This is a genomic window from Klebsiella sp. H-Nf2 (genome assembly GCF_002806645.1).
GTDB lineage: Bacteria > Pseudomonadota > Gammaproteobacteria > Enterobacterales > Enterobacteriaceae > Klebsiella > Klebsiella variicola.
On the sequence record NZ_PIBL01000009.1, the window covers coordinates 145,782 to 169,914 of the forward strand.

Sequence of the window (24,133 nt, forward strand, 5' to 3'; positions counted from 1 at the left end):
CTTATTTCTGTACAACGATATTTTCTTGTGATGGATCGACGTGCTGCATCTGCAACTTCTCGGTCGCGATCCGCTCAACCCGACTGTGATCGCCGAGTGCGTTCTCTTCGAGGATCAGGTTGCGCCACTCAATATCCAGGGCGTCGCGTTCCAGAACCAGTTGTTCACGCTGCGCGGTCAACAGGCGCGTATGATGCGCGGTGGTGACCACGGTAATCGCCGTAATAATGATGCAAATGAACAGGCAGAGTGGCAGTTTCCCAAACCGCAGAAGGTCGTCCCCGATCACGCCAGGCAAAGCATGGCGCTCGTTGCTTCCAATCGACCCTTTAACCTTGCTTAAGGCCTCTGTCACTCTGCCGATCATGCGTTCGTCCTCTCTGCGATACGCAGCACTGAACTACGGGCACGTGGATTCTCTGCCACCTCTTCTTCGCCCGGCATCAACTTGCCTAGTGCTCGTAACTCACGGCCGCCCAGTTTTTTGAGCTGTGCTTCGGTCATCGGTATTCCCGCCGGAACCTGCGGACCGCGGCTTTGTTCACGCATAAAGCGTTTCACAATGCGATCTTCCAGCGAATGAAAACTAATGATCGACAGCCGTCCACCCGGGGCCAGCACGCTGAGCGAGCTTTTTAGCGCCTGCTCTATCTCCTCCAGTTCACTGTTTACCCAAATGCGCACCGCCTGGAAGGTACGGGTCGCGGGATGTTTGTGCTTATCTTTTACCGGCATCGCGGCGGCGATGACCTCCGCCAGCTCTTTGGTGCGGGTCATCGGTTCAATACGATTACGCTCCACGATCGCGCGGGCGATACGTTTGCCAAACCGCTCTTCGCCAAAGGTTTTAATCACCCAGGCAATATCCGCTTCCTCAGCGGTTTGTAGCCATTCGGCCGCAGACTGACCGCGCGTCGGATCCATGCGCATGTCCAGCGGACCGTCGCGCATAAAGGAAAAGCCGCGTTCCGCATCGTCAAGCTGCGGGGAAGAGACGCCGAGATCGAGCAGAATGCCGTCGATCTTACCGGTAAGATTGCGCTCGTCGACGTAGTCAGCGAGCTGCGAAAAAGGACCATGTACGATGGAAAAGCGGGGATCATCGATGGTTTTTGCGACGGCAATCGCCTGTGGATCGCGATCGATTGCCAGCAAACGTCCTTCCGCTCCCAGCTGGGAGAGGATCAGGCGCGAGTGACCGCCGCGGCCAAAGGTACCATCAATATAGATACCGTCTGGACGAATATTGAGGCCATTGACGGCTTCATCCAGAAGTACCGTAGTGTGTTTAAAATTTTCCATCATTTTTATAAGGACAAATCCTGCAGGCGCTCCGACAGTTCACCGGTCGCGGACTGCTCAGCGTCGATATCTTCCTTGACCCGTTGATACCAGGTCGTTTCATCCCACAGTTCAAACTTATTAAACTGCCCGACCAGCATCACTTCTTTTGTCAGCCCGGCATGCTGCCGTAACACCGGCGCGATGAGCAATCGTCCGGCATTATCCATCTGACATTCGCTGGCATGACCCAGAAGCAAACGCTGTACGCGCCGCTCAACGGGATTCATGCTCGATAAACGCGACAATTTCTGCTCGATGATTTCCCATTCAGGCAATGGATAAAGCAGCAGGCACGGGTGATGAATGTCAATGGTGCACACCAATTGACCGGCAGCGTCCTCGATCAGCCCATCGCGATAACGCGTTGGCACGGCCAGGCGGCCTTTGCTGTCGAGATTGACCAACGTTGCTCCACGGAACATGCCAGCCTCACCCCTTTTCGCCACTTTATCCCACAAATTCCCACTAGAAGGAGTTTACGGAGCGGAGGAAAAGCTTGTCAAGCCAGCACGGATGCCAACAGAGCTCAAAAACCCATTATTTACAGCCGACATTAGCCCTGATGAAAAATTCATCAACAGGCGAGGCAAATTAACGTTATGAATACGTGTAAGAAAATAACCAACAAACTCGTAACAGTTATAAACAACAAAATATCTTCGGCGGGAAAATATAAAGTGTCAGTTTGCGACGCGAGCGGCATTTTAGGCCATTATGCCGGCCGTTAACAGTACCTGTTGCTGTCTGAAGGGCGGACCAGGCGCGGGATAGGGCAGGAGAGAAAGGTCGGGGCGAACAAAATGGGTGTTAATTCAGCAATTAACCCGGTGAATGTAACAAAATAATACAATTAAAGCCCGCTTAATCATTTTTTGTGTCCCGTTTTGAGTAACAAAAATGACTGCCAGCGAATAAAACAAAATAACGCGTAAAGAAGTTTAGGGATTTGTCTGAAATATATTCAGTTTTGCATTTTTAACGTCAGTTGCCTGATTAATCGCCAAAGGCCTGCTTTCCGGCAGGCCCGCCAGGAATAATCCTGGACTCTGGCGATATAGCGCCCTTAACGGCGATTCAGGCTACCGCGACGATAAAGATTACGGCGAATACGGCTCAGGCCCGGCTTTGGCTTGCGCGGTTCATCGAGGCTGGCAAGGACGATCTCCAGCACCCGCTCAGCGACATCGCGATGGCGCTGAGCCACCGCCAGCACCGGGCACTGCAGAAAATCGAGCAGCTCATTATCGCCGAAGGTGGCGATCGCCAGCTCAGAAGGCAGTTTGCCCTCGCGGCGCAGCGTCACATCCATCACACCCTGCAGCAACGGGAAAGAGGTGGTAAACAGCGCCTGGGGCATCGGATGGGTTTCAAGCCATTTCTCAAATAGCTGAGCCGCCGCTTCGCGCTCATAGCTGTTGGCATAGAGATAATGCACCTCACGCGGATCGTCCTGCCAGGCTTTGCGGAAGCCCTGCTCGCGCAGGAAGCTCACCGACAGTTCCGGCAGCGCGCCGAGATAAAGTACCGTTTCGCCAGGGAAGGTCCGCAGCTCGGCAGCGAGCATTTCAGCGTCATCCTGATCAGCGCCGACCACACTAGTGAAATGCTCGCGGTCAAGGGCGCGGTCAAGCGCGACAATAGGAAAAGGATCGTTAGCCCAGCGTTGATAGAAAGGGTGCTCTGGTGGCAGCGAGGTGGAGACGATAATAGCGTCAACCTGGCGCTGCAGCAGATGCTCAATGCAGCGCATCTCGTTATCGGGTTGATCCTCAGAGCAGGCAATCAGCAGCTGATAGCCGCGCTGACGCGCCTGACGTTCCAGATAATTTGCAATGCGGGTATAGCTGGTATTTTCGAGATCCGGGATCACCAGACCGATAGATCGTGTGCGTCCTGCACGCAGGCCAGCAGCGACCGCATTCGGATGATAGTTGTGCTCTCGCACCACAGCCATCACCTTCTCGACCGTTTTGTCACTTACGCGGTACTGCTTCGCTTTGCCATTAATCACATAGCTCGCGGTGGTTCTTGAAACACCGGCCAGCCGGGCGATTTCATCCAGTTTCACAATTGCCCCTTGGGTAAGAAGTGCCAAACATAACCATTATTCAGGTATGGAACCCTTTTTATAACATCTAAGCGCAGAATAGTTAGCGCAGCAACCGCTTTCGCTTACAGTTCCTACTGATTTCGCAAAAAAAAAGCCCGACAGTCGCTGCCGGGCTATTTTTGCATCAGTTCCCGATCCTCAGCGCATGATTTTATCACCGCGAGACAGGCCGACCACACCGGAGCGAGCGACTTCCACGATCCGAGCGACATCGCGCAGCGAGGCCAGGAAAGCATCAAGTTTATCGCTGGTCCCGGCGAGCTGAACGGTATAGATAGAAGGCGTCACATCGATAATCTGCCCACGAAAGATTTCGGTGTTGCGCTTCACTTCTTCACGGCCATAGCCGCTGGCCTGTACCTTCACCAGCATGATTTCGCGTTCGACATGGGCCCCCTGCCCCAGCTCGCTGACCCGCAGCACATCCACCAGCTTGTGCAGCTGCTTTTCAATCTGCTCGATCGCTTTTTCATCACCCACGGTCTGGATGGTCATTCTGGAGAGCGTAGGGTCGTCCGTCGGTGCCACAGTCAGGCTTTCTATATTATAGCCGCGCTGGGAAAAGAGTCCGATAACGCGGGACAATGCGCCCGATTCGTTTTCCAGTAATACCGATAATATCCGGCGCATAATCAGGTCCTCTCCGTTTTGCTCAACCACATCTCATCCATGCCGCCGCCGCGGATCTGCATGGGGTACACATGCTCACTGCCGTCGACGGTGACATCGACAAACACCAGCCGGCGCTGACGCACCTGCTCCAGCGCTTCAGCAAGCTTTGACTCCAGCTCCTGCGGCTCGCTGATGCGGATCCCGACGTGACCATAGGCTTCCGCCAGACGCACAAAGTCCGGCAGCGACTCCATATAGGACTGCGAATGGCGTCCGGAATAGAGCATATCCTGCCACTGCTTCACCATCCCGAGATAGCGGTTGTTAAGGTTGAGCACCAGTACCGGCAACTCATACTGCAGCGCAGTAGAGAGCTCCTGAATGTTCATTTGGATACTGCCGTCACCGGTCACGCAGACCACCATTTCGTCCGGCAGAGCCATTTTGACCCCCAACGCAGCCGGTAAGCCAAAGCCCATGGTGCCGAGACCACCGGAGTTAATCCAGCGCCGCGGCTTGTCGAAGGGGTAATAAAGGGCGGCGAACATCTGGTGCTGGCCCACATCGGAAGTGACGTAGGCATCGCCCTGGGTCAGCCGCCAGATAGTTTCAATCACCGCCTGCGGTTTGATTTTATCGCTCTGATCGTCGTAGCGCAGACAATGGCGGGCACGCCACTGCTCAATCTGTTGCCACCAGTCGCGAATGTCGTCCAGCGGCTGCTGCGTCTCTTCCTGGTCCAGTAGCTCCAGCATCTGCTCCAGCACCAGCCGGGCATCACCGACGATCGGCACATCTGCCGGCACGGTTTTCGAGATCGAGGTCGGATCGATATCAATATGCAGCACCGTCGCGTTCGGACAGTACTTGGCCAGATTGTTGGTGGTCCGATCGTCAAAGCGGACGCCGACGGCGAAAATGACGTCCGAATGGTGCATGGTCATGTTGGCTTCATAGGTGCCGTGCATACCCAGCATCCCCAGCGCCTGCGAGTGCGTCGCCGGGAAAGCGCCAAGCCCCATCAGGGAGGAAGCAACCGGCAGCTTCAGCTTTTCCACCAGCTCACGCAGCTGGGGTTCGCAATGCGCATTGATCGCCCCGCCGCCGACGTAAACAACCGGCTTACTCGCCGCCGCCAGGGTCTGCAAGGCGCGTTTAATCTGTCCCTTATGGCCGCTGGTAGTCGGGTTATACGAACGCATACTCACCGCGTCCGGCCAGGCGTACGGCAGCTTTTTCGCCGGATTGAGAATATCTTTCGGTAGATCGACCACCACCGGTCCCGGGCGACCGCTGGCCGCCAGCCAGAAGGCTTTCTTCAGGACACCGGGAATATCTTCGGTCTGCTTCACCAGGAAACTGTGCTTCACCACCGGACGGGAAATTCCCACCATGTCGCACTCCTGGAAGGCATCGTAACCGATAAGCGATGTCGCCACCTGCCCGGAGAGGATCACCAGCGGAATGGAATCCATATAGGCCGTCGCGATGCCGGTGATGGCGTTCGTCGCCCCTGGTCCAGAGGTGACCAGCACGACGCCAACCTCGCCGGTCGCCCGCGCCAGGCCATCCGCCATATGCACTGCCGCCTGCTCGTGGCGAACCAGCACATGATCGATACCGCCAAGGGTATGTAACGCATCATAGATATCGAGGACTGCGCCTCCGGGATAGCCGAATACTTGCTTGACGCCCTGATCGACAAGCGATTGGACGACCATCTCGGCTCCTGACAACATCTCCATGGTTTGCCTCCAGGCTTATTGTTTTACGACAGCGGAACTCAATTTCCGCGCGCTCGCACGATGCGGAGGAGAGACCCTCCGCACTGAGGTGAATGGACTGCATGCCACTACCATAACTGCTCGCCAGCAGGCAGGCAATTCGCCGCAGGGGATGTGTTCCCCCCGTAATAAGAAGAAAAGAAAGCGGAGAGGTGAAAATATGGTGGATTGCTTCAGAGATAAGAAAAGGGAATGGTAAATACTCGGAGAAAAGGCGTGATAGCAGGAATTGATCCATTTTTCACGAACCCGACGAGCGTCTCGCACAGGCCAAACAGAACAAAATTCTGCGTTATCGAATTTATATCATATAAAAAAAGGAGCCGAAGCTCCTTTCATCCTCGTTGCCATCGACTCAGCGCTTGCAAATATCCACCAGCAGCTCTTCCATCCACTGATGGCCTTTATCGCGGCCAGCCGCTTCATGCCACGAGAGATAGCAGGCCCGGCTGTTGACCTTCAACGGTAAGGGTAATATTTGCAGTGCTAATTTATCGGCAAACTCATTGGCCAACCAGCGTGGCGCAATGGCCACCATCTGGGTTTGCGATACCACGTTTAATACGCTGACCATCGCATTACCCTGATAGGCGATACGCGCCTGTTTATCGGCCGTGTCATACCACGGTAAACTGAATGAGGCATACCGATCGAGAGCCACTGTAGCATGCTCCTCACGATAAATATCCGCCTCCATCACCGGCCCGGAAATACGGGGGTGGTTGCGACTGGCCACCAAAACCATTTCGTCTTTGAATAATGGGACGCAGGCAAACTCAGGGCGACGGAACTCTTCATAACCGATCACAAATTCCGTTTCCTGATAACGTAACTGATGTTCTGTATTTTGATTCAGCGCGGATTTAAAGACCAAATGAATATTGGGCGCGATCTCCGCAACTTTATTAAAAATAACCGACGTCAGGATGTTATCCAGCGGGCTGCAGACGCACAGATTGAAAACGCGCTCACTGCTTAGCGGTTCAAAACCGGAGCCCGGCAATTCGTTTTGGACCAGCTGCAGTGCCTGGCGCACAGAACCAAAAAGCTGATAGGCCCGCGCCGTCGGCTGAATACCGCGACCATAGCGCACAAACAGCTCATCATTAAACATCACTTTCAGACGTGAAACCGCGTTGCTCACCGCGGGTTGCGACATGCCGAGCGTATGGGCGGCACGGGTAATATTCTGCTCTTGCATCACCGCATCAAAAACGGTGAGCAGATTGAGATCAACCATCCGTAGTTGAGGTTTAACGACTTCCTGTCCGGGGGCTGTTTTATATTCTGGAGTTTCAATTAACATATCTAATTCCGCCGTCACGATGAATTCCCTTTACTAAATCACTATAATTAGCGTCGAAAATATCATTTATCATGCAAATGACATTTGCAAAATAGCAAAGGAGATTTTTAGGAATATATCAAGGCTATGAGTGGCAGTGAAAAAGCGGGATTACCAGGAAAATGAACCGCTCAAACCATACCAGTTACTTAATGATGATGAGTGTAACCATAATCCGTAAAAATAAAAACAACACCAATAGTTAACTGTAACTTAAGCAATAATAAAGTATTTTAGTTTTAACACCATATTATTAACAAATATTTATCATTGAAAAATAATCCGCTAATGAGCAAATACATTCACAAAAAAAATAAATATAATATTTTCATTCAGATAGCTTTTTTTTGCCGCCTCGTTCACGGCACATCGTGAGCGATGCGTTGAATGCAAAGCACTTTTTCAAATGAAACAAATGAGGACGCGCCTCCCTTTGTCCAAAATAGGATCTTCGGCAAAACAGGGCTTACATCAGCACAATTTGCTAATTCACATCGTGAGCCAATAACGCTTTTTCCGTGCCAGGGGTTGACTTTAAAACGGCTATCCAGTAACTCTAAAAGCATAACGATTTCATCTGGAGTTTGACGCAATGATTCGCACCGCTCGTATCACCAGCCTACTACTACTAAACGCATGCCATTTGCGCGGTAGGCTGTTGGGCGACGTTCAGCGTTAAGTCATCTTCCAGCAAGACTATAAAACCCGCGCCTTGGCGCGGGTTTTTTTATGCTCGTCAACAAGGCGCCAGGACACAGACTAAGGATCCAAACCATGAGCCAGCAAGTCATTATTTTCGATACGACCTTACGTGATGGCGAACAAGCGTTACAGGCAAGCCTGAGTGTCAAAGAGAAGCTGCAGATCGCTCTGGCCCTTGAGCGTATGGGGGTCGACGTAATGGAAGTCGGTTTCCCGGTCTCGTCCCCGGGCGATTTTGAATCGGTGCAAAGTATCGCGCGCACCATCAAAAACAGCCGCGTTTGCGCTCTGGCGCGCTGCGTTGAGAAAGATATCGATGTAGCAGCAGAATCCTTAAAGGTGGCTGAAGCTTTCCGCATCCATACCTTTATTGCGACCTCGCCGATGCATATCGCCACCAAACTGCGCAGCACACTGGATGAAGTGATTGAGCGCGCGATCTATATGGTGAAGCGGGCGCGCAACTACACTGACGATGTCGAATTCTCCTGTGAAGACGCCGGCCGTACGCCGATTGCCGATCTGGCTCGCGTCGTCGAAGCGGCGATCAACGCTGGCGCCACCACCATTAATATCCCGGACACCGTCGGCTACACCATGCCGTTCGAATACGCCAATATTATCAGCGGCCTGTATGATCGCGTGCCGAATATCGACAAAGCGATTATTTCCGTCCACACCCATGATGATCTGGGCATCGCCGTCGGTAACGCCCTCGCCGCGGTCCACGCCGGTGCACGCCAGGTAGAAGGCGCGATGAACGGTATCGGCGAACGCGCCGGTAACTGCGCGCTGGAAGAGGTCATCATGGCGATCAAAGTGCGCAAAGACATCATGAACGTGCACACCAACATTAATCATCATGAAATCTGGCGCACCAGCCAGACCGTCAGCCAAATCTGCAATATGCCGATCCCGGCCAACAAAGCCATCGTCGGTACCGGCGCCTTCGCCCACTCCTCCGGTATCCACCAGGACGGCGTGCTGAAGAACCGCGAAAACTACGAAATCATGACCCCGGAATCCATCGGCCTGAACCAGGTACAGCTGAACCTGACCTCCCGCTCCGGCCGCGCGGCGGTGAAACACCGGATGGAAGAGATGGGCTACCAGGAGAGCGATTACAACCTGGATCATCTGTACGACGCCTTCCTGAAGCTGGCGGACAAAAAAGGCCAGGTCTTCGATTACGATCTGGAAGCGCTGGCGTTTATCAACAAGCAGCAGGAAGAGCCGGAGCATTTCCGTCTGGATTACTTCAACGTCCAGTCCGGCTCCAGCGATATCGCGACCGCCTCGATCAAGCTGGTCTGTGGGGATGAGATCAAAACCGAAGCCGCCAACGGCAACGGTCCAGTCGACGCCATCTACCAGGCCATTAATCGCGTCACCAATTACAACATTGAATTAGTGAAGTATGGCTTAAGTGCAAAAGGCCACGGCAAAGATGCCCTGGGCCAGGTGGATATCGTCGTTGACTACAACGGCCGCCGCTTCCACGGGGTGGGTCTGGCAACGGATATCGTTGAGTCGTCAGCAAAAGCCATGGTTCACGTGCTGAACAACATCTGGCGCGCCGCCGAAGTCGAAAAAGAATTGCAACGCAAAGCTCAGAATAAAGAGAACAATAAGGAAACCGTGTAATGTCGAAGAATTATCATATTGCCGTTTTGCCGGGTGATGGCATTGGCCCGGAAGTGATGAACCAGGCGATGAAAGTACTGGAAGCCGTGCGCCAACGTTTTGCCATGCACATTACTACCAGCCAGTATGACGTCGGTGGGGCGGCTATTGACCGTCAGGGGACTCCCCTGCCGCAGGCGACCGTCGCCGGATGTGAACAGGCGGATGCTATCCTGTTCGGCTCCGTCGGTGGCCCGAAATGGGAACACCTGCCGCCCGCCGAGCAGCCAGAGCGCGGTGCGCTGCTGCCGCTGCGTAAGCACTTCAAACTGTTCAGCAACCTGCGTCCGGCCAAACTGTATCAGGGGCTGGAGGAGTTCTGCCCGCTGCGCGCCGATATCGCTGCCAACGGCTTCGACATTCTCTGCGTTCGCGAACTGACCGGCGGCATCTACTTCGGCCAGCCGAAAGGCCGCGAAGGCAGCGGTCAGCATGAGAAAGCCTTTGATACCGAGGTGTATCACCGCTTTGAAATCGAACGTATCGCGCGCATCGCTTTTGAATCCGCTCGTAAGCGTCGTCATAAAGTGACCTCCATCGATAAGGCCAACGTCCTGCAGTCGTCCATTCTGTGGCGCGAAATCGTCACTGAGATCGGCAAGGAGTATCCGGACGTTGAGCTGGCGCATATGTATATCGATAACGCCACCATGCAACTGATTAAAGATCCGTCCCAGTTCGACGTGCTGCTGTGCTCTAACCTGTTTGGCGACATCCTCTCCGACGAGTGCGCGATGATCACCGGCTCGATGGGTATGTTGCCATCCGCCAGCCTCAACGAACAAGGTTTTGGCCTGTATGAGCCGGCGGGCGGTTCCGCACCGGATATCGCCGGCAAAAATATCGCTAACCCGATCGCGCAGATCCTCTCTCTGGCCCTGCTGCTGCGCTACAGCCTCGACGCTGACGAAGCGGCGACCGCCATTGAAAGCGCCATCAACCGAGCCTTAGAAGAAGGGGTTCGTACCGGCGACCTGGCGCGCGGAACGGCGGCGGTCAGTACTGATGAAATGGGCGATATTATTGCCCGCTATGTCGCAGAAGGGGTGTAATCATGGCGAAGACGTTATACGAAAAATTATTTGATGCGCACATAGTGTATGAGGCGCAGAACGAAACCCCGCTGCTGTACATCGACCGCCATCTGGTGCACGAAGTGACCTCCCCGCAGGCGTTTGACGGCCTGCGCGCACATGGCCGCCAGGTGCGCCAGCCGGGTAAAACCTTCGCTACCATGGATCACAACGTCTCGACGCAGACCAAAGATATCAACGCGTCCGGCGAGATGGCCCGCATCCAGATGCAAGAGCTGATTAAAAACTGTAAAGAGTTTGGCGTTGAGCTGTATGACTTGAATCACCCATACCAGGGCATCGTCCACGTCATGGGCCCGGAACAGGGCGTCACCCTGCCAGGGATGACCATTGTTTGCGGTGACTCCCATACCGCCACCCACGGCGCGTTCGGTGCGCTGGCGTTCGGTATCGGCACCTCCGAAGTGGAGCATGTGCTGGCGACCCAGACCCTGAAACAGGGCCGCGCGAAGACCATGAAAATCGAAGTCCAGGGCAAAGCGGCGCCGGGCATTACCGCCAAAGATATCGTGCTGGCCATCATCGGTAAAACCGGTAGCGCCGGCGGCACCGGCCATGTGGTTGAGTTCTGCGGCGAAGCGATCCGCGATCTGAGCATGGAAGGGCGTATGACCCTGTGCAACATGGCGATCGAGATGGGTGCCAAAGCGGGCCTGGTCGCGCCAGACGAAACCACCTTCAATTATGTACGCGGCCGTCTGCATGCGCCGAAAGGCAAAGATTTTGACGATGCCGTCGCGTACTGGAAAACCCTGAAAACCGACGACGGCGCGACGTTTGATACCGTGGTGACGCTGCAGGCGGCAGAGATTGCCCCGCAGGTGACCTGGGGCACCAACCCGGGCCAGGTGATCTCAGTGACTGATAATATCCCCGATCCGGCGTCATTCAGCGATCCAGTGGAACGCGCCAGCGCCGAAAAAGCGCTGGCCTACATGGGCCTGAAATCCGGGATCCCGCTGACGGATGTGGCTATCGACAAAGTGTTTATCGGCTCCTGCACCAACTCGCGAATCGAAGATTTACGCGCCGCGGCGGAAATCGCTAAAGGGCGTAAAGTGGCGCCGGGTGTCCAGGCGCTGGTGGTGCCGGGTTCCGGTCCGGTGAAAGCGCAGGCGGAAGCGGAAGGCCTGGATAAGATCTTCATCGAAGCCGGCTTTGAGTGGCGCTTACCGGGTTGCTCGATGTGTCTGGCAATGAACAATGACCGCCTGAATCCGGGCGAGCGCTGCGCCTCCACCAGCAACCGTAATTTTGAAGGCCGTCAGGGCCGCGGCGGACGCACGCACCTGGTGAGCCCGGCAATGGCCGCAGCGGCAGCTGTTACCGGACATTTCGCCGATATCCGTAATCTGAAGTAAGGAGACCATCATGGCAGAGAAATTTACCCAACATACCGGCCTGGTGGTTCCGCTGGATGCTGCAAACGTCGATACCGACGCGATTATTCCCAAGCAGTTTTTGCAGAAAGTGACCCGCACTGGCTTTGGCGCCCACCTGTTTAACGACTGGCGCTTTCTCGACGATAAAGGCCAGCAGCCGAACCCGGAGTTTGTGCTGAACTTCCCGCAATACAAAGGGGCGTCAATCCTGCTGGCACGTGAAAACTTCGGCTGCGGCTCCTCGCGCGAGCACGCGCCGTGGGCGTTGACCGATTACGGCTTTAAGGTCGTTATTGCGCCAAGCTTTGCCGATATCTTTTACGGCAACAGCTTCAATAACCAGCTGCTGCCGGTAACCTTGAGCGACGAGCAGGTCGACGAGCTGTTCAAGCTGGTGCAGGCCAACCCGGGCATTACGTTTGAAGTGGATCTGGAAGCGCAGGTAGTTAAAGCTGGGGATAAAACCTACAGCTTTAAGATCGACGACTTCCGTCGCCACTGTATGCTCAACGGCCTGGATAGCATCGGCCTGACGCTGCAGCACGGAGAGGCGATTTCCGACTATGAACGCAAGCTGCCGGCGTTTATGAATTAACCTTCGGGCCCGGTCATTTGACCGGGTTTTTTATTTTATCGTGGCGGAAAATTGAGATCCCGCGCACAAAAAACAATATTCTCGCGCTGGTCGCCAGACCATTACACTGACCTGTACTTAGAGATAAAGGCGAATCATTCCGCTTTCCTCCCCTTTCTCTGCGCTGTTTATGTATTATCCCTTCACTGCAAGTAAAAATAAGGTACGAGTGTTTAATATAAAAATATAAGAATGTGAAAGAAGCGTTAATCTCATAGAGAACCCCTATAGCTCAGAACAAAAAAAAGCATTATTTTTCGATTTTTCCCCTCGCTATCTTTTACCACAGAGAAATATTAACTAAGGACACGCCCGGGCCCCCGCATATCGGCCTCCCGGCCTCCTGTGGAGAGAAGAGATGAGCCACTACCCGCACCTTTTCAGTCCGTTGACCATCAACGGCATGACGCTTAAAAACCGCATTATCATGCCTCCTATGGGCACCAATATGGCCACGCTCAACGGCGAGGTCTCGCAGGAACAGCTTGAATACTACGAACTGCGAGCCAAAGGTGGCACCGGACTTATCACCATCGAAAATATCTGTATTGATTTTCCCTTCGCTTCCAATGGCACCACACAGCTGCGCATCGATAACGATCAATATATTCCGCGACTGTTTAAATTAACCGAAACCCTGCATAAACATGGCGCCTGCGTATCCATTCAGTTAAATCATGCTGGCGCTTCCGCTTATGCCTACCGCCTCGACGGTCAGACGCCGCTCTCCTCCTCCTCGACGCCCTCGAAAAAGAACGGAAATATTCCGCGCCCGATGACGCATGAGGAAATTTATCATGCCGTTGAAAAGTTTGGTGATGCCGCGGAGCGCGTTCGTCGTGCGGGTTTTGACAGCGTCGAAATTCATGCCGGTCATTCCTATTTAATTAGCCAGTTTTTATCGCCGTTATTTAACAAACGCACCGATGAATTTGGCGGCAGCGTCGAAAACCGTACCCGGATATTAAGTCTGATTATCGATAAAGTGCGCGCCTGCGTGGGGCCGCGTTTTCCGGTCAGCCTGCGCATCAGCGCCGATGACTTCCTCAAAGGTGGCAATACCCTCGAAGATTCCCTGCGGATCCTTGAACTCTGCCAGGATAAGGTCGATATCATCAACGTCTCTGCGGCGCAGAATGACAACCTGAATCTGCAAATCGACCAGATGTCGCTGGAGGATGGCTGGAAGCGCTATCTTTCCCGCGCGGTGCGCGATAAATTCCATAAGCCCACGGTCATCGCCGGCAATATTCGCTCACCACAGGTGGCCGAGGATATTCTCGCCAGCGGCGATGCCGACCTTATTGCCATTGGCCGCGGCCTGATTGCCGAGCCGGAGTGGGTGCAGAAGGTGCAAGGCGGTAAAGAGCGCCTGATGCGCAAATGCATCTCCTGCAATATCGGTTGCGCTGACCATCGTATCGCCCGCTCGCGCCCGCTGCGCTGTTCGATTAACCCAGACATCATCCACGGCGATGCCTACAAAATGCGCCGCGTCAGTCGCGAAACGAATGTAGTCGTCATCGGCGCCGGCACCGCCGGGATGGAAGCCGCCTGCACCGCGGCGGAAGTCGGTTGCCATACCTGGCTGCTGGAGGCGAAAAACCACGTCGGCGGCCTCGCCAGCGATATCTCCCGTCTGCCGGAGAAAAAGCGTATCGCCGATTTCCCGCAGTTTATGAAAAATCGCATCGCCTCGCTGGACAACCTGATGCTGCAGGTCGGCAAACGTGCCGACGTGGCCTCAGTTTCCGCCCTGCATCCGCATCTGATTGTCAACGCCACTGGCTCAACGCCGCTGCTGCCGCCCATTGAAGGCTTGCGGGAAAACATTGATACCGCGGACGGCAAAGTCTTTTCCATTACCGGCATGATCGACAACCTGGCGAAATTTACCAATATCGAGGGTAAACGTATCGCCGTCGTCGGCGCAGGCGCCGTTGGCCTCGACGTTATCGAATACTTTACGGCACGCGGCGCACAGGCGGTATTAATCGAGATGCAGGACGCCGCCGGTCGCGACCTCGACATCATTACCAAAAATGCCATGTTGACCATGCTCGACGAGCACCAGGTCGAACAGCACATGAATACCCAACTGATGGCGGTCGCTGCCGACCATTTCCGGGTGAAAAATACACAGCAAACCTTCGATATCCCCTTCGACTATGGCTTTGTCTGCCTGGGGATGCGCGCCAACCGAACGGGCCTCGACGAGATCGAGCGCTGGGCCAATGCCAATAACGTCAAAATCATGAATATCGGCGACAGCCTGATGGCACGGCGCATTATCGACGGCATCCGCGAAGGCCGCAACGTGCTGGATACCCTGGAAGATATGGGTGCGCTGGGCAGCCGCGAAGCACAACGAATTCCCTTTCTAACTTATTGAGGATTTTTGTCATGGCAGAACGTATTACTGGACACACTGAGCTGATTGGCCTGATCGCCACCCCGATTCGCCACAGCATGTCACCCACCATGCATAACGAGGCTTTCGCCCATCTCGGGCTGGACTATGTTTATCTGGCTTTTGAAGTCGGTAATCAGGAGCTGAAAGACGTTGTGCAGGGCTTCCGGGCAATGAAGCTGCGCGGCTTTAATGTCTCTATGCCGAACAAAACCGAAATTTGCCAGTATCTCGATAAGCTGTCGCCGGCGGCGCAGCTGGTCGGGGCGGTCAACACCGTGGTCAACGACGATGGCGTACTGACCGGTCATATCACCGATGGCACCGGCTATATGCGCGCCCTTAGCGAAGCGGGTATCGATATCATCGGCAAGAAGATGACCGTGCTCGGCGCCGGCGGCGCGGCGACCGCGCTCTGCGTCCAGGCGGCGCTGGATGGCGTGAAGGCGATTTCTATCTTCAACCGCCGCGATAAATTCTTCGCCAACGCCGAAGAAACGGTAGCTAAGATCCGCAACAACACCAACTGCGAGATCCATCTGTTCGATCTCGACGATCATGACAAGCTGCGCGCCGAAATCGACAGCAGCGTGATCCTGACCAATGCCACCGGCGTTGGCATGAAGCCGTTCGAAGGCCAAATGCTGCTGCCGAACGACAGCTTCCTGCGCCCGGATCTGATCGTCTCTGACGTCGTCTACAACCCGCGTAAAACCCACCTGCTGGAAGTCGCAGAGAAAAAAGGCTGCCGTACGCTGAACGGTCTGGGGATGATGCTGTGGCAAGGCGCGCGCGCGTTCGAAATCTGGACGGGTAAACAGATGCCGGTTGATTACATCAAGAGCATTCTGTTCTAAGAGGCGAATGATGAAAAATAAATACATCCCTACTGCGGCAGGGCTGTATCTCAACTACCTGATCCACGGCATGGGGGTGCTTTTAATCACCCTCAACATGGCCCATCTTCAGGAACAGTGGGGAACAGACGCTGCTGGCGTATCAATCGTTATCTCCTCGTTAGGTATCGGCAAGCTGGCGACCATCGTAACCGGCTTTTTGTCGGATCGTTTCGGTCGTAAGCCTTTTATTTATCTGGGGATCTTCAGCTATCTGATCTTCTTCGTCGGCATCCTGCTGACTAAAAATATCTATCTGGCCTATGTCTTCGGCATTATGGCGGGCCTGGCGAATAGCTTCCTCGACTCCGGAACCTACCCGGCGCTGATGGAGTCTTTCCCGCACTCCGCCAGCCGGGCCAACGTGCTGATCAAAGCCTTCGTTTCCGCCGGGCAGTTCCTGCTGCCGTTCATTATCAGCTTCCTGATCTGGGCGAATCTGTGGTTCGGCTATTCGTTCGTGATTGCGGCGGCGCTGTTTGTCCTGAGCGGTATCTACCTGCTCAAAATGCCGTTCCCTGATAGCCAGTCGGCGAAAAAAGAGGAAGCCTCCACGGCGCAGGCGGAAGCAACTGCCCGGCCGCAGGCCAATAAGCTGGATATGGTGGTCTTCACCCTGTACGGCTACATTGGCATGGCGACCTTCTATCTGGTCAGCCAGTGGCTGGCGCAGTACGGTCAGTTCGTGGTCGGCCTGCCCTATGCCTCGGCGATTAAACTGCTTAGCATCTATACCGTCGGTTCGCTGGTTTGCGTCTTCGTGACCGCCGCCTTCGTCAAAGAGGTGTTCAGCTCAGCCATCGCCATGATCATCTATACTGGCCTGTCGATGATTTCGCTGCTGCTGGTGTGCCTGTTCCCGACGCCGATGATGGTCACCGGCTTCGCCTTTGTCATCGGCTTTGCCGCCGCCGGCGGGGTACTGCAGCTGGGAGCAACCATCATGGCGATGAGTTTCCCGAACGGAAAAGGCAAGGCAACCGGGATCTTCTACACCGCCGGCAGTATCGCCAGCTTCACGATCCCGCTGATCACCGCAAAGCTTTCGCAGATCAGTATTGCCAGCATTATGTGGTTTGATCTCCTGATCGCCGTAATCGGCTTTGTGATCGCCCTGTACATCGGCTATCGTCAACTGCAGGCTCGGGCGGCACAAAAAGTGTCCCGCACCGCAGTCACCGCCTGAGGTTCAACGCGAATAATAATGGATACCTACATGACAAATGCAGTAACCGTAAAGAACATCACCTTTCAGGAAGGGGAAACCCTCATTTGTGTACCGCTGATCGGCAAAACCCTGGATGAGATACTGGGTAACGCCCACGGCCTGGTTGACGCCGGGGCCGATATTATCGAGTGGCGCGTTGACCACTTTACCCAGGTCAGAGAACTGACCCAGGTGATGACCGCGCTGGCGGAAATCCGTGGCGCGCTGAAAGCGCTCCCGCTGCTGTTCACCTTCCGCAGCAAAAAAGAAGGTGGCGAAACCGAGATCAGCGACGAAGCGTATTTCACGCTCAATCGCGAAGCCGCGCGCAGCGGACTGGTTGATGTTATCGATATCGAGCTATTCAATGATGAAGCGCAGATCCGCGCGCTGGTTGACGATGTGCATGCCGCGGGCGTCAAGGTGATCATGAGTAACCATGATTTCCACAAGACCCCCGCTCAGGAAGATATTATCTATCGCCTGCGCCGCATGCAGGATCTGGGTGCCGACCTGCCGAAGATCGCGGTGATGCCGCAGTCGCCGCAGGACGTTCTGACCCTGCTCGCTGCCACGCTGACCATGAAAGAAAAATATGCCACTCGCCCGCTGATTACTATGTCGATGGGGAAATCCGGTGGCGTTAGCCGGGTGACCGGGCGCTTGTTCGGTTCGGCGATGACCTTCGGCACCGTAGGACAGGCTTCTGCGCCGGGACAGATCGCTATCGCCAAGCTACGTGAAGTGATGGATATTCTTTCCTGATACCCGGATGGCCCGGAGATCACCTCCGGGCCAATCGCTAACAGAGATTCTGGCTGTCGTGGATAACCACATTTTTAAATGACTGTAGCGCTGGGGAAAGTAGCCGATCTTTCATTGTCGCCAGATAGATGTAACGTGGGGGGATGGTGTTTTTAATCTTCAGGATGTGAACGTTGTAATAGGAGAGCGCAGAGATACGCGGCATAATCGCGATCCCATAGTCAATACTGACCAGCCCGGCCATCGCGGTATCCTCTTCCACGTAGCAGGCGATCTCCGGTACCAGCTTTTGCTGCATAAACACATTATCGATAAACGGACGTAAACCGCTATTCTCTGAAAAATAGATATAGGGATAATGAATCGTCTCTACCAGATCGACCTCATGTTCATACAAGCGGGCCAACGGATGATCCTTCGCCGTGACCACCACCAGCTCCTGCTGAATAACAGGAATAAAATCGATATCCGGCTCATCCGCAATATAAGAACAGATCGCCAGATCGACTTTGCCTGCTTTCAGCTCCTGCAATAACGTCAGTGATGTCCCCTGAGTAAAAGAAAAAGTAACATTGTGACATTCAGGTGAAAGAGAATATTGATTAATTAACTGCGGAACAACATATTCGCCCATCGTGTAAATAAAGGCGATGCGAATATTCTCTTTATTCTCAACGCCATTTTTTTGTAGTGTCACCCGGCCATTTTCCAGCGAGGCCAGAGCATCTTCGACATATGGCAGAAAACGCTTGCCGTTTTGCGTTATTTTAACGTTCCGTCCCTGTCTGGCGAACAGCGCGACCCCTAACTCCTTCTCCAGCTCCGATATCGCATGGCTTAGCGAGGGCTGAGTGATGCACAGACTGGAGGCAGCTTCGGTGTAATGTTCGGTTTCAGACAGACGTTTAAAATAATAAAGTTGCTTTAGGTTCATTATTTTTGCCCGTATAATATAAGAATAAATGCACTGACGCTAATATACCATGCAAGCCACCAATAATGTGCGTGAGCGGGTAAATATCGGCGTTACATCAAATATTCTTTTGTGAAGCGTATGAATGTGCAACAAAGCGTTGCCATTCATAGATACTATCTATAGTTCCTGGAGATGTTTTTGCATGTGCGAATATATGCAAAAATATTTTAAACTTTAAAGGAACTCGCTATGAGTATGTCAAACTCTCAGGAAGTCCTCACTTCCTCATCGGGGACGAAAAAAAGAAGCCGCGTTCGGATAGTTATTTTACTGCTGTTGTCCGTCGGAACGATGATAAATTATCTCGATCGCACGATCCTTGGTATTGTCGCCCCACAATTAACCCAGGAAATTCATATCGATCCGGCGATGATGGGCATCATTTTCTCCGCCTTTGCCTGGACCTATGCGCTGGCGCAGATCCCTGGCGGGGTATTTTTAGACCGTTTTGGTAACAAGCTCACCTATGCTCTGTCTATTTTCTTCTGGTCGCTGTTTACCCTGCTGCAAAGTTTTACCCTCGGGCTGAAAACCCTGCTCCTCCTGCGCCTGGGGCTTGGCGTCAGCGAAGCGCCCTGCTTTCCGGCCAACAGCCGCATCGTCAGCACCTGGTTTCCCCAGCATGAGCGCGCGCGGGCGACGGCAACATATACGGTTGGCGAATATATAGGGCTGGCCGCTTTCTCGCCGCTATTATTTCTAATCCTCGAACACCATGGCTGGAGAACGCTGTTTTTTCTCACCGGCGGATTAGGTATTTTATTTACGTTGGTATGGTGGCGTTTTTATCACGAACCGCATGAATCACGCACGGCTAATAAAGCAGAGTTGGATTACATCGGCGCAAACAACATTAACAATAAAATCCAGAACGTTCCATTTAACTGGCGTGACGCCAGGCGTCTGCTGGGCTGTCGTCAGATCGTAGGCGCCAGTCTGGGTCAGTTCGCCGGGAACACCACGCTGGTGTTTTTCCTGACGTGGTTTCCCAGCTATCTTGCCAACGAGCGCCATCTTCCCTGGCTTCACGTCGGATTCTTCGCCACCTGGCCCTTCCTCGCCGCCGCGATCGGCATCCTCTTCGGCGGCTGGATCTCGGACCGGTTGCTGAAGCGAACCGGCTCCGTCAACATCAGTCGAAAGTTACCAATAATTTCCGGTTTATTGTTGTCCAGCTGTATTATTGCGGCGAACTGGGTAAGCGCTAACAGCACCGTTATCATTATTATGTCGGTGGCGTTTTTTGGCCAGGGAATGGTCGGTCTGGGCTGGACATTAATTTCTGATATTGCCCCGGAAAATATGGCAGGCCTCACCGGCGGCATATTTAATTTCTGTGCCAATATGGCATCCATTATTGCGCCACTGATAATTGGCGTGATTATTTCCGCAACGGGTAATTTCTTTTACGCACTGATCTACGTCGGCCTGACGGCGCTGATCGGCGTGATTGCCTACATTTTTATCATCGGCGATATCAAGCGTATCGTCCTGGAGTAGTCAGCTTGCCCCGGCGACGCTGTACGCCGGGGCAAGGCGGTTTGTCAGATATCTTTCACCTTGCTGGTCAAAAACAGCGTCACCAGCGAAATCGCGGCGATCGTCCAGTAGACGCTGGCGTGGCCATAACTTTGCGACAGCGCCCCCTGCATCACCCCGGCGAGGATCACGCCGGTGGAAATACTGTTGGTGAACAGGGTGGTCGCTGCCCCCGCCCGACCCGGCATTAAATCCTGGAACCACAGCATACCGATCCCGGCGATAATGCCGATAAAGACCGCGTTAAACATCTGCAAGGCCAACAGCGCCGTACGGCCATGAAACAGAATCAACCCGGCATAAAACAGCACACCGGCCGCGACCGCCGCCACCATCATTTTCCGTTTGCCAAAGCGCTTCACGTAGTAACCGGCGAGGATCATCGCCGGTATCTCCAGTCCGGCGGCAGTGCCCATCAGGATCCCGGCCAGGCTATCGGGAAGGCCGAGATCGCTACTGATCCACAGCGGCATATCAATGATATACATCGTGTTGCAGGTCCACATCAGCGTGGAGGCGATGAACAGCATGCGTACGTTCTTATCCTGCCAGCCTCCGGCCTGCACCAGCGCCGCCGCCTCTTCCGAAGGCTGTTCCACCCGCGGGACCGAGGGCAGTTTGATGGCAATCAGCGCCAGACTAATCACAAAGATGCCCGCCGCAATGGAAAACATGGTGGTAAAGCCATAATTGAGCGCCAGCATAAAGGCCAGAGGCGGGCCAATCACCCACGCCAGCGACAGCTGGGCGCGCATGATCGAGCTGAACATCACTACTTCCCGCGCTGAGCTGTCGGCATACTCCCGCGCCAGGGCGAAGAGCTGCGGCATAGCGGCATTGGCGATGGACGCCAGCATCACGCCGCAGGTAATTAGCGTCAGGTAGTGACGGTTGAAGGCAAACAGCAGCGCATTGCCCACCGCCATCAGGCAGCAGAGCATAATTAACCGCCGCCGATCGCCGCGGCTATCGGAGCGCTTAGCCAACGCCAGACTCACCAGAATCCCGACAATAGCATTCACGGTGTAGAACAGGCCCACCCAGAACGGCTGCGCCCCCACTTCGCGGCTGAGAAACAAACTCAACGTCGGCGCCTGCAACGCGCCCGCCACGCCCATCATAAAAGCAACCAGCATAAAGGCGGCATAGACGCCGTTTAGCCGTCGTCCCATCGTCATCAACCACAGCATGGAATGTCCTTAACACACGCGAAGTAAACGAAAAAAGCCAGCAGAGGATTTCTGCTGGCGGGTGATTCTATACTCTATGGGTTTCATGTTGCAGGACAAAACGGTTAACCGTTTTGCACAGCGCTTGCGCTTGCGCTGGCCCTGAAAGGGTGAGCGTGGCCAGAACGTTAGGCCCTGAGCGCATCGACAGCGACGCGAGCGGTCGCAGCCAACGCCCCTGCAGCGTGAAAAACGACGAGTATAACACCAATACTCAGTCACACATGATGTCTGCAAGTCAATGATCAGAGGCCTTTGACGTCACTCCCCACTGCATCAGTTCTCCCAGGATTTCCTGTTGTCGTCCTGCCATCAGGCGGGCCAGCCAGGACGCATTCTGCGTCGCAGAAAAATAGCGCTGGTAGAACGATTTTGCGGTAGACCTCATCATATTCACCTCCTCGCTTCATCGGGATTCATTATTGGCTTAATATGGGGAGTAATAAATTGCTGAGTTTTGCGCAGGAGTTCCCCTTTTATGTCTTCCAGCCGTCTGCAACAACAGTTCATCCGCTTATGGCAGTGCTGCGACGGCAAGTCGCAGGAGACCACCCTCAACGAGCTGGCGGAAATGCTGAGCTGCTCGCGCCGTCATATGCGCACCTTGCTCAATATGATGGAGTCCCGTGGCTGGTTGGCCTGGGAGGCGGAGGCAGGCCGCGGCAAGCGTTCGCGGCTGACCTTTCTCTATACCGGCCTCGCCCTGCAGCAGCAGCGTGCCGAAGATCTCCTCGAGCAGGATCGCATCGATCAGCTGGTGCAGCTGGTCGGCGATAAGGCCGCCGTCCGCCAGATGCTGATCTCTCATCTTGGCCGCAGCTTTCGCCAGGGGCGGCATATCCTGCGCGTGCTCTACTACCGTCCGATGAAGAATTTACTGCCCGGCAGCGCGCTGCGGCGTTCGGAAACGCATATTGCCCGGCAAATTTTCAGCGCCCTGACGCGGGTAAATGAGGAAAATGGGGAACTGGAAGCCGATATTGCCCACCACTGGCAGCAGCTGACCCCCACCCACTGGCGCTTTTTCCTCCGCCCAGGCATCCATTTTCACCACGGCCGTGAGCTGGAGATGGCGGATGTGATCGCCTCTCTGCAGCGCAGCAATGCCCTGCCGCTCTATTCACATATCGAACGCATCGAATCGCCCACCGCCTGGACCTTGGATATTCATCTGCGCCAGCCCGACCGCTGGCTGCCCTGGCTGCTGGGTCAGGTGCCGGCGATGGTGCTGCCGCAGGAGTGGCAGACCATGAACCACTTTTCCTCCATGCCGGTTGGCACCGGCCCTTATGCCGTGGTGCGTAACAATCAGAACCAGCTCAAGATCCATGCCTTTGAAGACTATTTTGGCTACCGGGCGCTGATCGATGAGGTGAACGTCTGGGTGCTGCCGGAAATTAGTGAAGAACCCAATGGCGGCCTGACGCTGCAGGGCAATACCGAAAGCGAAAAAGCGGTGGAGAGTCGCCTGGAAGAGGGCTGCTATTACCTGCTGTTCGACTCGCGAAGCCCGCTGGGGGCCAACGACGCGGTGCGTCGCTGGTTAAGCTATCTGTTTCAGCCCGCCAACCTGCTCTACCATGCGGGCGAACACTACCAGGGCAACTGGTTTCCCGCCTATGGCCTGCTGCCGCGCTGGCATCACGCCAGCAACCACGCCTGCGAGAAGCCTGCGGGGCTGGAGACCGTCACCCTCACCTATTACCGCGATCACGTCGAACATCGGGTGATCGGCGGGATCATGCGCGACCTGCTGGCAGCGCATCAGGTAAAGCTGGAGATCCAGGAGCTGGAGTACGATGCCTGGCATCGCGGCGAGGTGGTCAGCGATATCTGGCTCAACAGCGTTAACTTCACCTTGCCGATCGAATTCTCACTCTTCGCCTATCTGTACGAAGTCCCGCTCATTCAGCGCTGCATCCCCATTGACTGGCAGGCAGACGCTTGCAACTGGCGCGCGGGAGAGTTTAATCCGGCCACCTGGAGCCAGCGGCTGCTGGCCGGGCAACATATCGTGCCGCTGATCCACCACTGGCTGATGATTCAGGGGCAGCGCAGTATGCGCGGCGTACGGATGAACACCCTCGGCTGGTTCGACTTTAAATCCGCGTGGTTTGCGCCGCCGGAGCCGTAAGCGCTTTCCGTCATCTGACAAAATCATTACACTAAGGCCGTTCTCAACGGGGTGCTAATAAACATACGCAATATCATTCAAGTTGCATCAAGGCAGCAAGCGGGTGAATCCCCTGGAGCATAGATAACTATGTGACTGGGGTGAACGCGCGAAGCTAACGCAGATGCGGCTTGAAGGATGAAGCGTATGGGCTGAGAAAATACCCGTCGAACCTGATCCGGATAACGCCGGCGAAGGGATTTGAGGCTCACTCAAAATCCTTTGCCACCCCTTTTTTCTGAGGTGCA

21 protein-coding genes and 1 riboswitch are annotated in these 24,133 nt (G+C 54.6%); of the genes, 11 read left to right on the plus strand and 10 right to left on the minus strand.

From position 1 onward, the window contains the following. Nucleotide 1: 1 nt before the first annotated feature. From ftsL to leuO, 7 genes are all read right to left on the minus strand, one after another. Nucleotides 2-367 (minus strand): cell division protein FtsL, encoded by a 366-nt coding sequence (gene ftsL, locus CWM58_RS20105; protein WP_002888550.1) that lies wholly within the window; start codon nt 365-367, stop codon nt 2-4. Further along, nucleotides 364-1,305, minus strand: coding sequence for a 16S rRNA (cytosine(1402)-N(4))-methyltransferase RsmH (gene rsmH / locus CWM58_RS20110; RefSeq protein ID WP_061155768.1), 942 nt, complete (start codon nt 1,303-1,305; stop codon nt 364-366). Before rsmH ends, ftsL begins: the two co-directional genes overlap by 4 nt. Nucleotides 1,306-1,307: 2 nt before the next feature. After that, nucleotides 1,308-1,766, minus strand: coding sequence for a division/cell wall cluster transcriptional repressor MraZ (gene mraZ / locus CWM58_RS20115; RefSeq protein WP_012542858.1), 459 nt, complete (start codon nt 1,764-1,766; stop codon nt 1,308-1,310). A gap of 641 nt (nt 1,767-2,407) precedes the next feature. Next, entirely contained in the window at nt 2,408-3,412 is a 1,005-nt protein-coding gene (gene cra / locus CWM58_RS20125) for a catabolite repressor/activator (RefSeq protein ID WP_004145952.1), read from the minus strand. 180 nt (nt 3,413-3,592) lie between these two features. Further along, nucleotides 3,593-4,084 carry an acetolactate synthase small subunit gene (gene ilvN / locus CWM58_RS20130; RefSeq protein ID WP_002888536.1) on the minus strand — a complete coding sequence of 164 codons (492 nt, stop codon included), beginning with the start codon at nt 4,082-4,084 and terminating at the stop codon, nt 3,593-3,595. 2 nt (nt 4,085-4,086) lie between these two features. Further along, the gene (ilvI, locus tag CWM58_RS20135) at nt 4,087-5,811 is read right to left on the minus strand and encodes an acetolactate synthase 3 large subunit (protein WP_061155769.1); all 1,725 of its coding nucleotides are present in this window, start codon (nt 5,809-5,811) and stop codon (nt 4,087-4,089) included. A gap of 394 nt (nt 5,812-6,205) precedes the next feature. Continuing rightward, complete coding sequence (gene leuO / locus CWM58_RS20145) at nt 6,206-7,174, minus strand: transcriptional regulator LeuO (protein ID WP_100681620.1); 969 nt, start codon at nt 7,172-7,174, stop codon at nt 6,206-6,208. A gap of 613 nt (nt 7,175-7,787) precedes the next feature. On the opposite strand from leuO, the gene leuL reads away from it, so the two are divergent. The 9 genes from leuL to aroD all read left to right on the plus strand — a co-directional run bounded on the left by leuL (nt 7,788) and on the right by aroD (nt 17,968). Further along, nucleotides 7,788-7,874 carry a leu operon leader peptide gene (gene leuL, locus CWM58_RS20155; RefSeq protein WP_004222662.1) on the plus strand — a complete coding sequence of 29 codons (87 nt, stop codon included), beginning with the start codon at nt 7,788-7,790 and terminating at the stop codon, nt 7,872-7,874. Between the two features lie 95 nt (nt 7,875-7,969). Continuing rightward, nucleotides 7,970-9,541 carry a 2-isopropylmalate synthase gene (leuA, locus tag CWM58_RS20160; RefSeq protein ID WP_061155771.1) on the plus strand — a complete coding sequence of 524 codons (1,572 nt, stop codon included), beginning with the start codon at nt 7,970-7,972 and terminating at the stop codon, nt 9,539-9,541. Next, entirely contained in the window at nt 9,541-10,632 is a 1,092-nt protein-coding gene (gene leuB / locus CWM58_RS20165) for a 3-isopropylmalate dehydrogenase (protein ID WP_008807444.1), read from the plus strand. The genes leuA and leuB overlap by 1 nt, the downstream gene beginning before the upstream one ends. Nucleotides 10,633-10,634: 2 nt before the next feature. Next, a complete protein-coding gene (gene leuC, locus CWM58_RS20170; protein ID WP_100681621.1) occupies nt 10,635-12,035 on the plus strand; it encodes a 3-isopropylmalate dehydratase large subunit in 1,401 nt (466 codons plus the stop codon). 10 nt (nt 12,036-12,045) lie between these two features. After that, nucleotides 12,046-12,651 (plus strand): 3-isopropylmalate dehydratase small subunit, encoded by a 606-nt coding sequence (gene leuD / locus CWM58_RS20175; RefSeq protein WP_061155773.1) that lies wholly within the window; start codon nt 12,046-12,048, stop codon nt 12,649-12,651. Nucleotides 12,652-13,048: 397 nt separating this feature from the next. Continuing rightward, the gene (locus CWM58_RS20180) at nt 13,049-15,082 is read left to right on the plus strand and encodes an FAD-dependent oxidoreductase (protein WP_074386870.1); all 2,034 of its coding nucleotides are present in this window, start codon (nt 13,049-13,051) and stop codon (nt 15,080-15,082) included. 11 nt (nt 15,083-15,093) lie between these two features. Next, nucleotides 15,094-15,957 (plus strand): shikimate dehydrogenase, encoded by an 864-nt coding sequence (locus CWM58_RS20185; RefSeq protein WP_008807448.1) that lies wholly within the window; start codon nt 15,094-15,096, stop codon nt 15,955-15,957. Nucleotides 15,958-15,967: 10 nt separating this feature from the next. Further along, nucleotides 15,968-17,182, plus strand: a complete 1,215-nt coding sequence (locus CWM58_RS20190) for an MFS transporter (protein ID WP_100681622.1) — start codon at nt 15,968-15,970, stop codon at nt 17,180-17,182. A gap of 30 nt (nt 17,183-17,212) precedes the next feature. Further along, the gene (gene aroD, locus CWM58_RS20195) at nt 17,213-17,968 is read left to right on the plus strand and encodes a type I 3-dehydroquinate dehydratase (RefSeq protein WP_100681623.1); all 756 of its coding nucleotides are present in this window, start codon (nt 17,213-17,215) and stop codon (nt 17,966-17,968) included. A gap of 37 nt (nt 17,969-18,005) precedes the next feature. Here aroD and CWM58_RS20200 read toward each other — a convergent pair whose 3' ends face one another. Further along, the gene (locus tag CWM58_RS20200; RefSeq protein WP_061155777.1) at nt 18,006-18,902 is read right to left on the minus strand and encodes a LysR family transcriptional regulator; all 897 of its coding nucleotides are present in this window, start codon (nt 18,900-18,902) and stop codon (nt 18,006-18,008) included. Between the two features lie 231 nt (nt 18,903-19,133). Between CWM58_RS20200 and CWM58_RS20205 the strand changes: the two genes are divergently transcribed. After that, a complete protein-coding gene (locus tag CWM58_RS20205; RefSeq protein ID WP_012542864.1) occupies nt 19,134-20,444 on the plus strand; it encodes an MFS transporter in 1,311 nt (436 codons plus the stop codon). A gap of 44 nt (nt 20,445-20,488) precedes the next feature. Here the strand turns inward: CWM58_RS20205 and CWM58_RS20210 are convergent, their stop codons facing one another. Beyond that, nucleotides 20,489-21,673 carry a sugar efflux transporter gene (locus CWM58_RS20210; RefSeq protein ID WP_100681624.1) on the minus strand — a complete coding sequence of 395 codons (1,185 nt, stop codon included), beginning with the start codon at nt 21,671-21,673 and terminating at the stop codon, nt 20,489-20,491. 277 nt (nt 21,674-21,950) lie between these two features. Next, nucleotides 21,951-22,103, minus strand: a complete 153-nt coding sequence (sgrT, locus tag CWM58_RS20220) for a glucose uptake inhibitor SgrT (RefSeq protein ID WP_100681626.1) — start codon at nt 22,101-22,103, stop codon at nt 21,951-21,953. An 87-nt stretch (nt 22,104-22,190) separates the two neighbouring features. On the opposite strand from sgrT, the gene sgrR reads away from it, so the two are divergent. Next, complete coding sequence (gene sgrR, locus CWM58_RS20225) at nt 22,191-23,846, plus strand: HTH-type transcriptional regulator SgrR (RefSeq protein WP_061155779.1); 1,656 nt, start codon at nt 22,191-22,193, stop codon at nt 23,844-23,846. Between the two features lie 37 nt (nt 23,847-23,883). Continuing rightward, a riboswitch (TPP riboswitch) is annotated at nt 23,884-24,103 on the plus strand. Nucleotides 24,104-24,133 lie beyond the last annotated feature (30 nt).

What these genes read in the sequence shown, in the direction of transcription:
- CWM58_RS20210 (WP_100681624.1), bottom strand. Translation starts at nt 21,673, where the DNA reads ATGCTGTGGTTGATGACGATGGGACGACGGCTAAACGGCGTCTATGCC.
- leuA (WP_061155771.1), top strand. Translation starts at nt 7,970, where the DNA reads ATGAGCCAGCAAGTCATTATTTTCGATACGACCTTACGTGATGGCGAA.
- CWM58_RS20205 (WP_012542864.1), top strand. Translation starts at nt 19,134, where the DNA reads ATGAGTATGTCAAACTCTCAGGAAGTCCTCACTTCCTCATCGGGGACG.
- leuL (WP_004222662.1), top strand. Translation starts at nt 7,788, where the DNA reads ATGATTCGCACCGCTCGTATCACCAGCCTACTACTACTAAACGCATGC.
- rsmH (WP_061155768.1), bottom strand. Translation starts at nt 1,305, where the DNA reads ATGATGGAAAATTTTAAACACACTACGGTACTTCTGGATGAAGCCGTC.
- CWM58_RS20200 (WP_061155777.1), bottom strand. Translation starts at nt 18,902, where the DNA reads ATGAACCTAAAGCAACTTTATTATTTTAAACGTCTGTCTGAAACCGAA.
- leuD (WP_061155773.1), top strand. Translation starts at nt 12,046, where the DNA reads ATGGCAGAGAAATTTACCCAACATACCGGCCTGGTGGTTCCGCTGGAT.
- ilvI (WP_061155769.1), bottom strand. Translation starts at nt 5,811, where the DNA reads ATGGAGATGTTGTCAGGAGCCGAGATGGTCGTCCAATCGCTTGTCGAT.
- leuB (WP_008807444.1), top strand. Translation starts at nt 9,541, where the DNA reads ATGTCGAAGAATTATCATATTGCCGTTTTGCCGGGTGATGGCATTGGC.
- CWM58_RS20180 (WP_074386870.1), top strand. Translation starts at nt 13,049, where the DNA reads ATGAGCCACTACCCGCACCTTTTCAGTCCGTTGACCATCAACGGCATG.
- sgrR (WP_061155779.1), top strand. Translation starts at nt 22,191, where the DNA reads ATGTCTTCCAGCCGTCTGCAACAACAGTTCATCCGCTTATGGCAGTGC.
- leuC (WP_100681621.1), top strand. Translation starts at nt 10,635, where the DNA reads ATGGCGAAGACGTTATACGAAAAATTATTTGATGCGCACATAGTGTAT.
- ilvN (WP_002888536.1), bottom strand. Translation starts at nt 4,084, where the DNA reads ATGCGCCGGATATTATCGGTATTACTGGAAAACGAATCGGGCGCATTG.
- CWM58_RS20190 (WP_100681622.1), top strand. Translation starts at nt 15,968, where the DNA reads ATGAAAAATAAATACATCCCTACTGCGGCAGGGCTGTATCTCAACTAC.
- ftsL (WP_002888550.1), bottom strand. Translation starts at nt 367, where the DNA reads ATGATCGGCAGAGTGACAGAGGCCTTAAGCAAGGTTAAAGGGTCGATT.
- mraZ (WP_012542858.1), bottom strand. Translation starts at nt 1,766, where the DNA reads ATGTTCCGTGGAGCAACGTTGGTCAATCTCGACAGCAAAGGCCGCCTG.
- CWM58_RS20185 (WP_008807448.1), top strand. Translation starts at nt 15,094, where the DNA reads ATGGCAGAACGTATTACTGGACACACTGAGCTGATTGGCCTGATCGCC.
- sgrT (WP_100681626.1), bottom strand. Translation starts at nt 22,103, where the DNA reads ATGATGAGGTCTACCGCAAAATCGTTCTACCAGCGCTATTTTTCTGCG.
- aroD (WP_100681623.1), top strand. Translation starts at nt 17,213, where the DNA reads ATGACAAATGCAGTAACCGTAAAGAACATCACCTTTCAGGAAGGGGAA.